The sequence below is a fragment of the Streptomyces sp. JLYT201 genome (assembly GCF_059448825.1).
In genome coordinates this window covers 6,780,949-6,793,728 of record NZ_CM182551.1, presented here as the reverse complement: position 1 = coordinate 6,793,728, position 12,780 = coordinate 6,780,949, and the positions used below count along the sequence as shown (strand labels likewise).

Genomic DNA, 12,780 nt, shown 5'->3' with positions numbered 1-12,780 from the left:
TTCAGTGGATGCTCGTGTCACACGGGATGCTAACCGGCCGCTCCGGAGGCCACGTACCGATTTACGCGCCGGGGAATCCGGCCCGCGCGGTGTCCGGAACCACCCGCTCGGCCGCACCCCGCCCGGCCCACCCCCGCGTGCAGCCGCCCCCGGCCCCCCGCAGGATGCGAAGGGCAGGGCCCACCGCCCGGTGGGCCCCCGCGTGCTCTCGGGAGGATCCGCCGTGACCGTCAGTCTGGAACAGCTGCGCCGCTGCCATATCGGCGTCGACCTGGGGGCGGCCCGCACGCGCGTGTTCGTGAAGGGGGCCGGGCTCGTCGTGGACGAGCCGAGCGTGGCCGCCGTGAACACGCGCACGGGCGCGCTCATCGCGGTCGGCCAGTTCGCGGAGCAGATGACGGGCCGCACCCCCGCCTACATCCGTGTCGTACGCCCCGTGTCCGGCGGCACGGTCGTCGACATCCAGATGGCCCAGCGCATGCTGCGCAGCCTCCTCGGCGAGAAGCTGCGCCGCACCCTGCGCCGCAAGCCCCGGCTGCGCGCCGCCGCGTGCACCCCGCACGACGCGGACCCGCTCGCGCAGCGCGCCACCGTCGAGACCCTGGTGGGCCTCGGCGCGCGGCGCGTGGAACTGGTGGACACGCTCATCGCGGCGGCGGTGGGCTGTGGGCTCCCGGTGGAGCGCGCGGAAGCGACCATGATCATGGTGTGCGGCGCCGCGACCACACAGGTGGCGGTGCTCTCCCTCGGCTCCATCGTGACGGCCGAGCGGATCCCGGTGGGCGGTGAGGCCATCGACCACGCGATCGTGCAACACCTGCGCCACCAGCACGAACTGATGCTGCCCTCCCAGTCGGTACGCCCCCTGCAACTCGCCCTCAGCGGCAACGGCCTGACCCCGCACGGCCCGGAGTCCACCGAGATCCACGGCAGGGACGTGGCGACGGGCCTGGCCCGCTCTGTCCAGGTCGACACGGCCGCCGTCCGCAACGCCATCCACACCCCGCTCACCGCCGTGCTCGACGGCATCGGCAAGGTGCTGCGCGACTGCCCGCCGGACCTCGTGGCCGACCTCGCCGACCGGGGCATCATGATGGTCGGCGGCAGCGCGCTGCTCCCCGGCCTCGACCAGATGCTGCGCAACGCGACAGGCATGCCCGTGCACATCGCGGAGCGGCCCGACGTGTGCGCGGTGCTCGGCCTCGGTGCCATGCTTGAGGGCAAGATCCAGCCGCTGGTCCTCGCTCCCCTGACAGGCTGACGAGGCCCGGCCCGTCCGTGACGGGAGTACGCCGCCGCCATGACCGACGCCGCCGCCGGCGGAGCCCCGCCGCCCCTGCCGCTGCTCCTGGACGCGGTCATCGGCGTCGGCACGGAGCTGTCCCTGCGCCCCACGCTCCAGCACATCGTGGACAGCGCCGCCGCGTTGACCGGGGCCCGGTACGCCGTGCTGCGGGTCCCGGCGGCGGAGGGCGCGCGGCCGGAGCGGTTCACGGCCGGGGCGGAGCCGGAGCCCGGCGCGACGGACGCCGGGGACGACGGGGACTCCGATGGCTCCGATGGCTCCGCGGACGACGGGGGCTCCGGGGCCGAGGGGGACTCCGTGCTGAGCGTCCCCATCCACGTCCAGGACGAGGCGTTCGGCCTGCTCCGCCTCACCCACGCGCGGGGCGGCGCCTTCACCGCCGAGGACCGGGGGATGCTGCGCGTCCTCGCGAGCCAGGCGGGCATCGCCATCGCCAACGCCCGCCTGTACGAGACCGCCCGCCAGCGGGAGCGCTGGATCGAGGGCGCGGCGGCGGTCACCACGGCCCTCCTCACCGGCGAGGCGGCGCCCGACGCCCTGATGACGGTGGCTCAGCAGGCCCGGCTCCTCGCGGACGCGGCGGCGGGCGTCGTCCTCCAGCCGACGGCCGAGGGCGGCATGCGGATCGTCGCGGCGGCGACCTCGGGGACGGCCGGGCCGGGGTACCGGCGCCACCCCGCGGCGGCTGCGCAGAACGACCTCATGGGGACCACCATCGAGCCCGGCAGCGCGGTCCTCGAACAACTCCTGGGCGGGCAGCCGGTGTTCATCGAGGACTCGGCGACCGACCCCCGGATGACGACCCGTGTGCGGTCCCGTTTCGGGCCGAGCATGATGCTGCCGCTCCAGGCGGGCGGCCGTCTCATCGGGACGCTCGCGCTGCCGCGCCGCCGCGGCGAACGCCCGTACACGGCGGTCGAGCGGCTGCTCGCCACCCAGTTCGCCTCGCAGGCCGCGCTCGCCCTCGTGCTCGCCGACGCGCAGCAGTCCCGGCAGCGGCTCGCCGTGTTCGAGGACCGCGACCGCATCGCCCGTGACCTGCACGACCTCGTCGTCCAGCGGCTCTTCGCGACCGGCATGATGCTGGAGTCGACGCGCCGCAGGGCGGGCTCCGCCCCCGAGCAGTCGGCGCTCGACCAGGCCGTGGACGAGCTGGAGTCCACCATCCAGGAGGTGCGGACGGCGATCTTCGCGCTCCAGCAGCCGCCCGCCGACGCGCCGACGACGTTCCGGGGCAAGGTGCTCAAGGAGACGGCCGGGGCGGGCGCGGTGCTCGGGGTGCAGCCGTCGGTGCACTTCACGGGCGCGGTGGACACCCGGGTCACGGAGCCCGCCGCGGGCCGCCTCCTCGCCGCCCTGCGCCGGGCCCTGGCCGCGGCGTCGCGGCGACCCGGCGTCTCCCGGGTCGAGGTGACGGTCGAGGCGGGGGTCCTGCCGGACGGGCGTGCCGGGGTGCGGCTCGTCGTCCACGACGACGGCGAAGCGGACTCCGCCTCCGACACGGGCACGACCACCACCTGGCAGGCCCCGCTGTAGCCGGGCCCTCCGGGGGCTGCCGCCCCTCGGACCCCCGCCTCACCGGCGCTCCGCGCTTTGTCCTCAAACGCCGGACAGGCTGAATCCTTCGGCCGCGCGCCGTCGCCTTCCGCCGGGATCAGGCCGGAGACCTGCTGAACCCCCGACTGCTCGGCACCAGGGCCGCCGCTGCCGGGGCGGCGAAGCACAGGGCGGCGCAGGCCACGAGGACCGGGCGGGGGCCGAACGCGTCGATGGCCGGGGCGATCAGGGCGAGGCCCGCGGGGGCGAGGCCGTAGGACAGCATGAAGTCCAGGGACGACACCCGCGCCAGCTTGTCGGGCGCGACCTCGCGCTGGGTGGCGGTGAACCACGGCACGTTGAACAGTTCGATGCCGACCCCGGCCACCGCGTACGCCGCCACGACGACCGTCCAGTGCACCGGCAGGACGAGGCTCAGCGGCGCGAAGCCGTAGAGGGCGAGGCCCGCGAGGGCGGCCCGGCCCTGGGCGCGCGGCCGCCAGCGGGCGACGACCAGGGCGCCGCCGAGGGCCCCGAGGGTGTACGCGGTCATGGCGGCGGCGAGCACCACCCCGGTGCCGTACTTGTCGCGGCTGACCAGCGGCAGCGCCACGCCGGTGGCCGAGTAGCCGGTGGCTATGACGGTGGTCAGCGCCCCGAGCCCGGCCAGGAACCAGGGGTGGCGCCGGGCCTCCCGCAGCCCTTCGCCGAATTCCGCGAGGAAGGACGGGCGTTCACCGGGCGCGCCCGTGGCCGTGGCGGCCGTCGCGGCCGCCCGGCCGGGGCCCGGCACCAGCGCAGCCACCAGCCACAGCAGGCCGATCCCGAGCAGCAGCGCCCAGGTGTCGAGGACGACGGCGAGCAGCGCGGTGAGCGCGGGCCCGGTGAGCGTGGTGGCCCGTACGGACAGGGTCATCGCGGCGTTGGCGGCCTGGCGCCGGTCCTCGTCGACGACCTCGGCGGTCAGCGCCTGGAAGGCGGGGCGGCACGCGCCCTGCCCGGCGCCCGCGACCGCGGCGGCCACGAGCGTCAGCGGGAGCGAGCGGCCGAGGCCGAGCGCGAGGAGGGGCGTCGCGGCCGCGGCGGCGAGGCCGGACCAGAGCACGACGCCGCGCCGCGAGTACCGGTCGGCGAGGACGCCGCCGACGGCTACCGCGACGAGGAAGCCCGCGGTGCGGGCGGCGAGCAGCAGGCCGAGGGTGGCCGCGCCGATGGTGCGGTCGAGCACGGCGAGCCCGAGGACGAAGGGCAGCGCCCAGGTGGCGAGCCCGGACGCGGTGGTGCCCGCCCAGAGCCGCAGGAAGGCGGGTTCCCGCAGGACGCTCCGCGCGGGGGCAGCGCCTTCTTCCGTGCCCTTTTCCGCGCCCCCTTCCGCACCCTCGGCGGGTCCGGCCGCTTGCGTTGGCGTGGTCGCCACGTGACGTACTCCTCTGCTGTCGTCCGCGCGGACCGCGCGGTCTTGAAATCGTTATGCGGTCTCGCCGGAGACCCCAAGTCACCGCACTGGCAAGGGACTTGGGGTCCCTTTGCGGGTCGCCACCCTTCGTCGGCGGACACCCCGAGACCCGTTAATGAAAATGATTGCCATTACAGTACAGTGGTCGCGTCCCCACCCACACCGGAGGTCCCATGCGTCCGCGTCACCCCGCCCGCCTCGGCACCGTCGCCCTCGCCCTGTCCCTCACGGCCGTCGGCTGCGCCTCCGGCGGCAGCGACCCGTCGGACGACGGGGCGGCCGCCGCCCGGAAGACGACCGTCACGAGCTGCGGGAAGAAGCTGGACCTCGACGGTCCGCCGAAGCGCGCCGTCGCCCTCGACCAGTCCTCCACCGAGGTGCTCCTCGCGCTCGGGCTCCAGGACCGCATGGCCGGCACGTCCAACCTCAAGACGAAGATCGCGCCGGAGTACGCGGCGGCGTACGACGAGGTGAAGGTGCTCAGCCCGAAGATCCTCACGAGCGAGCAGCTGCGGGCCGCGGCGCCCGACCTCGCCGTCGGCGGCTTCGCGGACTACTTCACCAAGGACCGCGTCGGCACCCGCGAGGAGCTGGCCGGCCTCGGGCTGCCGTCGTACGTGAGCGCCGTGGACTGCCCGCCGCGGGGCACCGACCGCACCCCCTTCGAGCTGCTCTTCAAGGACTACGCCGACCTCGGCAAGGTCTTCGGCGTCGAGAAGCGCGCCGAGAAGCTCGTGAAGGAGCAGCGCGCCACGCTCGCCGGGGCCGCGAGGACGAAGAAGCGGGTCAAGGGCGAGCCGACCGTGGTGTGGCTGTACTCGGTGTACGGCAACACCCCGTACGTGGCGGGCGGCTCCGCGATACCCAGCGAGATGAGCCGCGTGGTCGGCGCGCGGAACGCCTTCGACGACGTCGACGAGGACTGGCCGCAGGTCAGCTGGGAGGAAGTCGCCAAGCGCAAGCCGGACTTCATCGTGCTCGGCGACCTGTCGGAGCGCGGCAAGCCGGGCGACAGCGCCGCGGACAAGCTCGCGGCGGTCCGTGCCGACCCGGTGATGGCGAAGCTGCCCGCCGTGCGGGAGAAGCGCTTCATCGAGATACCCGGCACGGAGATGGACCCCTCGGTCCGCGCGGTCGGCGCCCTGCCGCGGCTCGTCACGGGGATGGAGGACCTCGGATATGTCCGCTAGCCCGGGTCCGGCGGCCGTCGCCGGACCGCCCGCGCCACCGGGTCCCGGCGGCGGCGCAGTGGACCTGCTGCACCCGTCGGCCCGGACGGCGGCACGCTCCCCCGGGGCCGCCGCCCCCTCCCCCGCGACCTCCCGGAGCGTGCTGCGGGGGCCGGGGGCGCGGGCCGGGCTCTTCCTCCTGGCCGCGCTCGCCCTCGTCGCGTCCGCCGCCGTGTCCGTGCGCATCGGCACCACCGACGTCGGCTACGGGGACATCGCCCGCAGCGCGGGCCACCACCTGGGGCTCGGCGCCGAGCCGTCGGCGCCGCTGGTGGACTCGCTGATCTGGGAACTCAGGGTGCCGCGCGTGCTTCTCGCGGCCCTGGTCGGCGCCGCGCTCGCGGTGTGCGGGGCCGCGCTCCAGGCGGTCACGCGCAACGCGCTCGCCGACCCCTATCTCCTGGGCATCTCCTCGGGCGCCTCGACCGGCGCGGTCACCGTCGTGGTGCTCGGCGTCGGGTCCGCCTCGCTCGGCGTGACGGGCGGCGCGTTCGTCGGCGCCATGGTGTCGTTCGCCCTGCTGATGCTGCTGCTGCGGCGCGGCGGTCTCGACTCGGTGCGGATCGTCCTGACGGGCGTCGTGGTGTCGCAGCTGTTCACGGCCCTCACCTCGCTCGTCCTGATGGCGTCCGGCGACGCGGAGATGATCCGGGCGATCACGCAGTGGCTGCTCGGCTCGATGGCGCCCGCGCGCTGGGACGCGGTGGCCGTGACCGCCGCCGTGACGGCGGTGGGCCTGCTCGTGCTCTGGCTCAACTCGGCGGCCCTGGACGGGTTCTCCTTCGGCGCGGACACGGCCTCGTCGCTCGGCGTCGACGTGCGCACCATGCGCTGGGTGCTCCTCGTCGTGACGTCCCTGATGACCTCGGTGGCCGTCGCGTCCGTGGGCGCGATCGGCTTCGTCGGCCTGATCGTGCCGCACGGCGTACGGTTCCTCGTCGGCCCCCGGCACCGGGTGCTGCTTCCGCTGTCGGCCCTGGTCGGCGCGGTGTTCCTGGTGTGGACGGACGCGCTCGCGCGGGTCGCGTTCACACCGCAGGAGGTGCCCGTCGGCGTGTTCACCGCGCTGCTCGGCGTGCCGCTGTTCCTGCTCGTCCTGCGCGGACGGGGCGAGCTGTGAGGATCACCGCGCAGAACGTGAGCTGGACGGTCGCGGGCCGCACCGTCGTCGACGGCGTGTCCCTGGACGTCGCCCCGGGCGAGACCGTCGGCCTGATCGGGCCCAACGGCTCCGGCAAGTCCTCCCTGTTGCGGTGCCTGGCGGGGCTGCGGGCGCCCACCGAGGGCGTCGTCCGCTACGACGGCGAGCCGATCGGGGCCTGGGGCGCGCGGCGCGTCGCCCGGCGCGTCGCCTTCGTGGAGCAGGCCGCCGACACCGACAGCGAGCTGCGGGTCGTGGACGTGGTGAGCCTCGGCCGGACGCCGTTCGGGGACCGGTGGCGCGGGCCCGACGCGCACGACCGGGCCGTCGTCGACGCCGCCCTGGCCCGGCTCGGACTGACCGGGCTGCGCGAGCGCGCCTGGAAGGCCCTGTCCGGCGGCGAGCGCCAGCGCGCCCACATCGCCCGCGCGCTCGCCCAGCAGCCGTACGCGATCCTGCTCGACGAGCCGACCAACCACCTCGACGTCAAGCACCAGTTGGAGCTGCTCGCGCTGCTCGCGGGCACCGACCAGACCGTCCTGGTCGCGCTGCACGACCTGTCGCTCGCCGCCCGCCACTGCGACCGGCTGTTCCTGCTGCACGGCGGGCGCCTCGTCGCCGCCGGGCCGCCCAAGGACGTCCTGACGCCCGAGCTGCTCGCGGAGGTCTTCGAGGTCGACGCCGAGCCGGGCCCCGACGCCCTCGGCCACCTCGCGGTCAGCTACCGCGGCACCCTCCCTCCCCCCGACTCCCCCATGGAAAAGGACAGCTGATGACCACCCGAGCCACCGGACCCGACCTGCTGCGGCAGCTGCCGCCGCCCCTGCCCGCCGAGCGGATCGTCGCGCTCAACCAGCCGAAGGCGGACCTGCACACCACGCGCGCGTACGAGTGGAACGGCTGGAGCTTCGACGTGCCGCCCGGCGTGTTCCTGCCCGGCGAGACCAGCCGGATGGTGCACGAGCGGATCCTCGACGGCCGCATAGAGACCCGCGGGCTGCGCTACGGCGCCATGGGGGCCGGACTCGGCGTGGAGGCCGTGGCCGCCGGGGTGCGCGGGGCGCGCGAGATCTACGCGATGGACGTGCACGCCACCAGCGTCGCCACCGCGGCCCGGCACTACGCCCGGCTGGTCGGCCCCCAGGAGGGCACGGCGTTCCTGCCCGCCGCGGGCGACCTCTTCGACGGGCTCCCGCCGGGCGCGCGGCTCGACGTCGTCACCTTCAACCCGCCCGCCGTCAGCCTGCCGGTGAGCGACGACCCCGACGTCGTGCGCAACACCTGCGTCGGCTCGGCCCTGCTCGCGCGGTTCTTCACCCAGCTCGCCGAGCGGGAGCTGCTCGCGCCGGACGGCGTGGCGTACGTGATCGCGTCGAACACCGCCGACCTGCGCCGCATCGTCCAGGACGCCCAGGACCGGGGCTTCGCGCCCCGGGTCGACTCCGTGCGCGACTGGCACGACGGCGTCCTCACCTTCCTGTTCGCCTTCACCCGTGGAGGCCGGGCATGACGCACCCCGGGAACGTCCAGGAACTCCTCGCCGCCGCCCTCGCGGGCGAACTGGGGCCCGATCCGGCGGACCTCACGGCCACCAGCGTGTTCTGGATCCACCACGGCACTCGGCTCGCCGGGGGCGACGTCACCTACCTCAACCAGTACGTCCTCGTCCGCGTCGGCGGGGCCTTCGGCGGCTGCGCCTTCGAGGCGGGCGAGATCGACCCGGCCATCTGCCGCGAAGCGTCGGGGAGTTCGCTCGGCGCGCTCCTGAAGGACGCGCCGACGCCGCTGCGCACGGCCGCCCTCGACGCCTATCTGGCCTGTGTCGCACCGCACCGGCGGACGCCCGGGGCCGAACCGGTGACGCTGCCCGCAGGACCGCCGGAGGTGCGCGCGGTGGCCCGGGACACGGCCATCGCGGGCCTGCTCGACATCGAGCCGGGCGCCAAGGTCGCGCTGATCGGCGTCGTCAACCCGCTCGTCGCGGCGATCCGCGAGCGCGGCGGCGACCCGCTGCCCTGCGACTTCAACCTGCGGACGACCCAGTGGGGCGACCCGGTGAGCCGCGACATGCACGAGGTCCTCGACGCCGCGGACACCGTCGTCGCCACCGGCATGACCCTGTCCAACGGCAGCTTCGACACGATCCTCGCCCGCTGCCGCGAGCGGGGCGTCCCGCTGGTCGTGTACGCGCAGTCCGGCAGCGCGGTCGCACGGGCCTTCCTGGGCGCGGGGGTCACCGCGCTGTCCGCGGAGCCGTTCCCGTTCTCGCAGTTCAGCGCCGAGCCGACGGTCCTGTACCGGTACCGGGCCGCGCCGGGCGAGGAGGACGGGGCGTGAGGGCCGGGACCGGGCGGGCCGCCTGCCACCACGGCGAGATCCTCCAGGGCGTGTTCCTGGACGGGCGCGGGCGGCACGTCGCGGGCCTGGTGACGCTGCCGCTCGCCGGGCTCGGCACCCGCGCGGAGTTCACCCGCCGCCCGGGCACCGCGGCCGTGACGGTGGTCCCCGCCGACCGCACCAAGGCGCTGCGCGCGGCGACGTACGCCCTCGCCGAGTGCGGCGCGCACGGCGATGAGCCGCTGTGCGGCGGCGAGTTGCGGCTCGTCGGCGACGTCCCGGTGGGGCTCGGCATGGGCTCGTCAAGCAGCGACGTGATCGCGGCCGTGCGCGCGGTCGCCGACGCCTTCGGCGTGCACCTCGCGCCGGAGGCCGTCGCGCGGCTCGCGGTGCGCGCCGAACGCGCCTCGGACCCGCTGATGCTGGACGGCCGCGCGCTGCTGTTCGCCCAGCGCGAGGGCCGCGTCCTGGAGGACCTCGGCGCGGCCCTGCCCCCGGCGGTCGTCGTCGGCTGCGCGCTCGGCGGCGGCCGGTCGGTGGACACCCTCGCGCTGCCCGCCCCGGCGGACGACACCGACGTACCGGCCTACGAGCGGCTGCGGGGACTGCTGCGCCAGGCCGTCGCCGCCGCCGACCCCGCGCTGCTCGGCCACGTCGCCACCGAGAGCGCCCGGCTGCGCCAACGGGTCCTGCCGCACGCGGAGTTCACCGCGCTCACCGGCATCGCGGGCCGCGTCGGCGCGCTCGGTGTCCAGGTCGCGCACAGCGGCAACGTGGCGGGGCTGCTCTTCGACCCCGCCGCGCGGGACCTGCGCGGCCGGGTGCGCGCCTGCCGCCGGGCCCTCGCGGCCACGGGCATCCCCGCCACCCACACCTTCCACACCACCCCCACCCCGCCTGCGACCACGAGCGAGGAGCCCCCGCATGGACGAGCACATCGCGGAAGCGATCGGCCGCCCCGACCTGATACGCGTGGCCGACGGGTTCGTCTGCCTGCGCTTTGAGACCATGAAGACCGTCTCGGCCCTCGCGGCCGTGCGCCACCTCCTGGACACCGGCGCGGTGCGCCGCGGCGACACGCTGCTCGACAGTTCGAGCGGCATCTACGCCTACGCCCTGGCGCTCGCCTGCCACCGCTACGGCATGCGCTGCCACATCGTCGGCTCCACCACCGTCGACCACACCCTGCGCACCCAACTGGCCGTGCTCGGGGCCACCTTGGAGCAGATGCCGCCGAGCGACGACCTGAAGCTCGACCAGCGGCGGCGCGTCGCACGCGTCCACGAGATCCTGCGCGAGCACCCCGAGTACTTCTGGATGCGGCAGTACCACGACGACATCCACTACCTCGGCTACGAGGCGATCGCGGACCGCGTGTGCGCGCAGACCGGCGACACCGGCGGCCTCACGCTCGTCGGCGGCGTGGGCTCCGGCGCCTCGACCGGCGCCCTCGCCCGCTACGCGCGGGCCCGCCGCCCCGACGTGCGCCTGGTCGGCGTGCAGCCCTTCGGCAGCGTCACCTTCGGCAGCGAACACGTCGCCGACCCGGAGATCATCATCGCCGGGATCGGCAGTTCCATCCCGTTCGCCAACGTCCGCCACCCGGCGTACGACACCCTGCACTGGCTGTCCTTCGACACCGCGCTCGCCGGGAGCGTGGACCTGCTGCGGCGGCACGCGGTGTTCGCGGGCCTGTCCACCGGCGCCGCATACGCGGCCGCGCGCTGGGAGCACGCCGCCGACCCCGGCCGCACCACGGTCTTCATCGCCGCCGACACCGGCCACCGCTACGTGGACACGGTCTTCGCCCGGCACGCGGAGGCGGCCCCGCTGGCGTCCTTGGCGCCGCGCACGGTCACGTCCCTGGACGCGCTCGCGCTGCCCTGGTCGCGGATGGAGTGGGCGGGCGCGGCGGCCCCGGCCCCGGCCGCGGCGGGAACAGAGTCCGCGCGGGGGCCGTTGCAGCGCACATAGAGATCATTGCGGCCCGGGGGAGGCGTGGTGGAGCACGGGCGGGGCGAGCAGGGCGACGTCACCGCGTACGCCGTGGACGCGGTGCGGCGGCTCGTCGCCGTGGACGCGGCGCACGGCGCCCGCGCCGCCGTGCCGCTGGTGCGCGCGGCCCTGCGGGGCCTGCCCGGCACGGCGACGGGGCCGCGCGCGCACCCGGCCCGCCGCCGCCCGTCCGGCGCCGCGCGGGGCACGGACAGCGACCGGCTCGCCGCGCTCGCCGAGCTGTACGAGGTCGCCGGGTGGATCCTGTTCGACGCGGGCCACTACCGGCGGGCGCACCAGCTCAACGCCCGTGCGCTCGCCCTCGCGGAGCGGTGCGGCGACCGCTGGACGGCCCGCCTCACGCTCCTGAACGACAGCATGCTCCTGGCCCACACCGGCCGCCCCCGTGCCGCGCTGGCCGCCGCCGCCCGCGCGCGGGGGCCGCGGCCGCTGCCGCCGCGGGTGGCGAGCCTCGTCCTGATCCGCGAGGCGCACGCGACCGCGCTGCTCGGCGCCCGGCGGGAGCCGCGCGCCCTGCTGGCGCGGGCCACAAGCCGGTTCCTCGACGGCGTCTCGCGGCACGACCCGCCGTGGGCGTGGTGGCTCGACGAGTGGGAGCTGCTCGGCCACCGCGGCTGGGTCCTCGCCCGGCTCGGCGACACCGAGGGGGCGGTGCCCGCGCTGCACCGCGCGGCCACCGCTCCCGGCCCGTCCTACCGGCACCTGTTCACCGCCCAGCTGCTCGCGGCCCTCGTCCGCGCGGGGGCCTGGCGGGACGCGGAGCACCTGGTCGCGGACCTCGCCCCGCGCGCCGGGGCCATCGGCTCCGCGCGCACCACGGAGGTCCTCGGGCGGCTCGCCCGCCGCCTGCGGGAGCCCGGCGCCGCGCCCCCGTCCCTGCGGGACGCCGCCGTGTTCCTCCTGGAGTCACTGCCCGCTACCGGCCCGGCTCGTCGTCCATGAGGCCGAGGTCGGGCGGCACCAGCGTGGTGGACTCCACCAGGCCCCTGAGCAGGTTGTGCAGCAGGCTGTTGTCGGACGGGCGGCCCACCGACGTGTCGTGCAGGAGCGGGTACGGGAAGCCGCTGTCGTGCAGCCTGCGCCGCACGACCTCGATCCGGTACTCGATCCTGCGCTCCCCCCAGAGCTCGTCGGGGCGCAGATAGGCGAGCTGCTCGGCCGCCCTGGGATAGGTCAGCGGGCGCGGGCTCTCCTCGTACAGCAGGTACTCCTGGCCGAGGACGACGAGCAGCAGCCGCTCCTCGTCCGACAGCGGCCACCGCTTGGGCGGCACGGTGTCGGCGCGGCGGCGGGAGACCGGGCCCAGGTCGTCGTGGCCCGTGACGTACAGCTCGACCAGGTGCTCGCGGTAGCCGGAGCCGCGTACGAACAGCGGGGTGTAGCCCGGCGCGAGCGGCACCGGGTCGGTGCTGGAGTGCATCATCCGGCCGCGCGGCAGGCGCAGCAGCTGGCGTCCGGTGTTGCGCAGCCACCAGGCGCGGTCGCGGTAGGTGAGTTCGCCGTGGCGGCGGCTCACCATCAGGTCGTGCTCGCCGACGCCGAGGTCGACGCCGGGCTCCTCGCCGCGTCCGAAGCGCACGGTCAGGCCGGGCCTCGGCGGGGCCTGGAGGTCGCCGGTGACGGTGCGGGCGTGCAGGGTGCCCGGCGGCGCGGGCGCGACGCCGCGCGCGAGGCTCGCGGGACCGTTCATGGGCGTCTCCTCCTTCACCGCACGGTGTCCGCCAGTGTGGGCGGCCGGGCCCGGGACCCGTCCCGGAGC

At 75.8% G+C, this 12,780-nt stretch carries 12 protein-coding genes; 10 read left to right on the top strand and 2 right to left on the bottom strand.

What is annotated here, in order from left to right; genetic code table 11:
- The first annotated feature begins 223 nt into the window (after nt 1–223).
- Together AC5WAM_RS28645 and AC5WAM_RS28640 are read left to right on the top strand one after the other, a co-directional pair.
- The gene (locus AC5WAM_RS28645) at nt 224–1,261 is read left to right on the top strand and encodes a rod shape-determining protein (protein WP_138959557.1); all 1,038 of its coding nucleotides are present in this window, start codon (nt 224–226) and stop codon (nt 1,259–1,261) included.
- A 39-nt stretch (nt 1,262–1,300) separates the two neighbouring features.
- Complete coding sequence (locus AC5WAM_RS28640; RefSeq protein ID WP_495519299.1) at nt 1,301–2,842, top strand: GAF domain-containing protein; 1,542 nt, start codon at nt 1,301–1,303, stop codon at nt 2,840–2,842.
- A 118-nt stretch (nt 2,843–2,960) separates the two neighbouring features.
- Here AC5WAM_RS28640 and AC5WAM_RS28635 read toward each other — a convergent pair whose 3' ends face one another.
- The gene (locus tag AC5WAM_RS28635; RefSeq protein WP_495523664.1) at nt 2,961–4,160 is read right to left on the bottom strand and encodes an MFS transporter; all 1,200 of its coding nucleotides are present in this window, start codon (nt 4,158–4,160) and stop codon (nt 2,961–2,963) included.
- A gap of 311 nt (nt 4,161–4,471) precedes the next feature.
- On the opposite strand from AC5WAM_RS28635, the gene AC5WAM_RS28630 reads away from it, so the two are divergent.
- Genes AC5WAM_RS28630 through AC5WAM_RS28595 form a run of 8 tightly spaced genes read left to right on the top strand, consistent with a single transcriptional unit; the run spans nt 4,472 to nt 11,963 of the window.
- Nucleotides 4,472–5,488: an ABC transporter substrate-binding protein gene (locus tag AC5WAM_RS28630; RefSeq protein WP_495519298.1), complete on the top strand. Its 1,017-nt coding sequence runs from the start codon at nt 4,472–4,474 to the stop codon at nt 5,486–5,488.
- The gene (locus AC5WAM_RS28625) at nt 5,478–6,647 is read left to right on the top strand and encodes a FecCD family ABC transporter permease (protein WP_495519297.1); all 1,170 of its coding nucleotides are present in this window, start codon (nt 5,478–5,480) and stop codon (nt 6,645–6,647) included. The genes AC5WAM_RS28630 and AC5WAM_RS28625 overlap by 11 nt, the downstream gene beginning before the upstream one ends.
- Nucleotides 6,644–7,441: an ABC transporter ATP-binding protein gene (locus AC5WAM_RS28620; protein WP_495519296.1), complete on the top strand. Its 798-nt coding sequence runs from the start codon at nt 6,644–6,646 to the stop codon at nt 7,439–7,441. Before AC5WAM_RS28625 ends, AC5WAM_RS28620 begins: the two co-directional genes overlap by 4 nt.
- Nucleotides 7,441–8,178: a class I SAM-dependent methyltransferase gene (locus AC5WAM_RS28615; RefSeq protein WP_495519295.1), complete on the top strand. Its 738-nt coding sequence runs from the start codon at nt 7,441–7,443 to the stop codon at nt 8,176–8,178. The genes AC5WAM_RS28620 and AC5WAM_RS28615 overlap by 1 nt, the downstream gene beginning before the upstream one ends.
- Nucleotides 8,175–9,005, top strand: a complete 831-nt coding sequence (locus AC5WAM_RS28610; protein WP_495519294.1) for a Rossmann-like domain-containing protein — start codon at nt 8,175–8,177, stop codon at nt 9,003–9,005. Before AC5WAM_RS28615 ends, AC5WAM_RS28610 begins: the two co-directional genes overlap by 4 nt.
- Complete coding sequence (locus tag AC5WAM_RS28605; protein WP_495519293.1) at nt 9,002–10,009, top strand: GHMP family kinase ATP-binding protein; 1,008 nt, start codon at nt 9,002–9,004, stop codon at nt 10,007–10,009. The genes AC5WAM_RS28610 and AC5WAM_RS28605 overlap by 4 nt, the downstream gene beginning before the upstream one ends.
- Nucleotides 9,930–10,979, top strand: a complete 1,050-nt coding sequence (locus AC5WAM_RS28600; RefSeq protein ID WP_495519292.1) for a pyridoxal-phosphate dependent enzyme — start codon at nt 9,930–9,932, stop codon at nt 10,977–10,979. Before AC5WAM_RS28605 ends, AC5WAM_RS28600 begins: the two co-directional genes overlap by 80 nt.
- 27 nt (nt 10,980–11,006) lie before the next feature.
- Entirely contained in the window at nt 11,007–11,963 is a 957-nt protein-coding gene (locus AC5WAM_RS28595; protein WP_495519291.1) for an NsdA family TPR-like regulatory protein, read from the top strand.
- Here the strand turns inward: AC5WAM_RS28595 and AC5WAM_RS28590 are convergent.
- Nucleotides 11,938–12,711, bottom strand: a complete 774-nt coding sequence (locus AC5WAM_RS28590; RefSeq protein ID WP_366793958.1) for an FHA domain-containing protein — start codon at nt 12,709–12,711, stop codon at nt 11,938–11,940. The two genes, AC5WAM_RS28595 and AC5WAM_RS28590, sit on opposite strands and share 26 nt — an antisense overlap.
- Nucleotides 12,712–12,780 lie beyond the last annotated feature (69 nt).

Excerpts from the sequence above, each read along its gene's own strand:
- AC5WAM_RS28610 (WP_495519294.1), top strand. The coding sequence starts at position 8,175 with ATGACGCACCCCGGGAACGTCCAGGAACTCCTCGCCGCCGCCCTCGCG.
- AC5WAM_RS28590 (WP_366793958.1), bottom strand. The coding sequence starts at position 12,711 with ATGAACGGTCCCGCGAGCCTCGCGCGCGGCGTCGCGCCCGCGCCGCCG.
- AC5WAM_RS28625 (WP_495519297.1), top strand. The coding sequence starts at position 5,478 with ATGTCCGCTAGCCCGGGTCCGGCGGCCGTCGCCGGACCGCCCGCGCCA.
- AC5WAM_RS28630 (WP_495519298.1), top strand. The coding sequence starts at position 4,472 with ATGCGTCCGCGTCACCCCGCCCGCCTCGGCACCGTCGCCCTCGCCCTG.
- AC5WAM_RS28615 (WP_495519295.1), top strand. The coding sequence starts at position 7,441 with ATGACCACCCGAGCCACCGGACCCGACCTGCTGCGGCAGCTGCCGCCG.
- AC5WAM_RS28640 (WP_495519299.1), top strand. The coding sequence starts at position 1,301 with ATGACCGACGCCGCCGCCGGCGGAGCCCCGCCGCCCCTGCCGCTGCTC.
- AC5WAM_RS28600 (WP_495519292.1), top strand. The coding sequence starts at position 9,930 with ATGGACGAGCACATCGCGGAAGCGATCGGCCGCCCCGACCTGATACGC.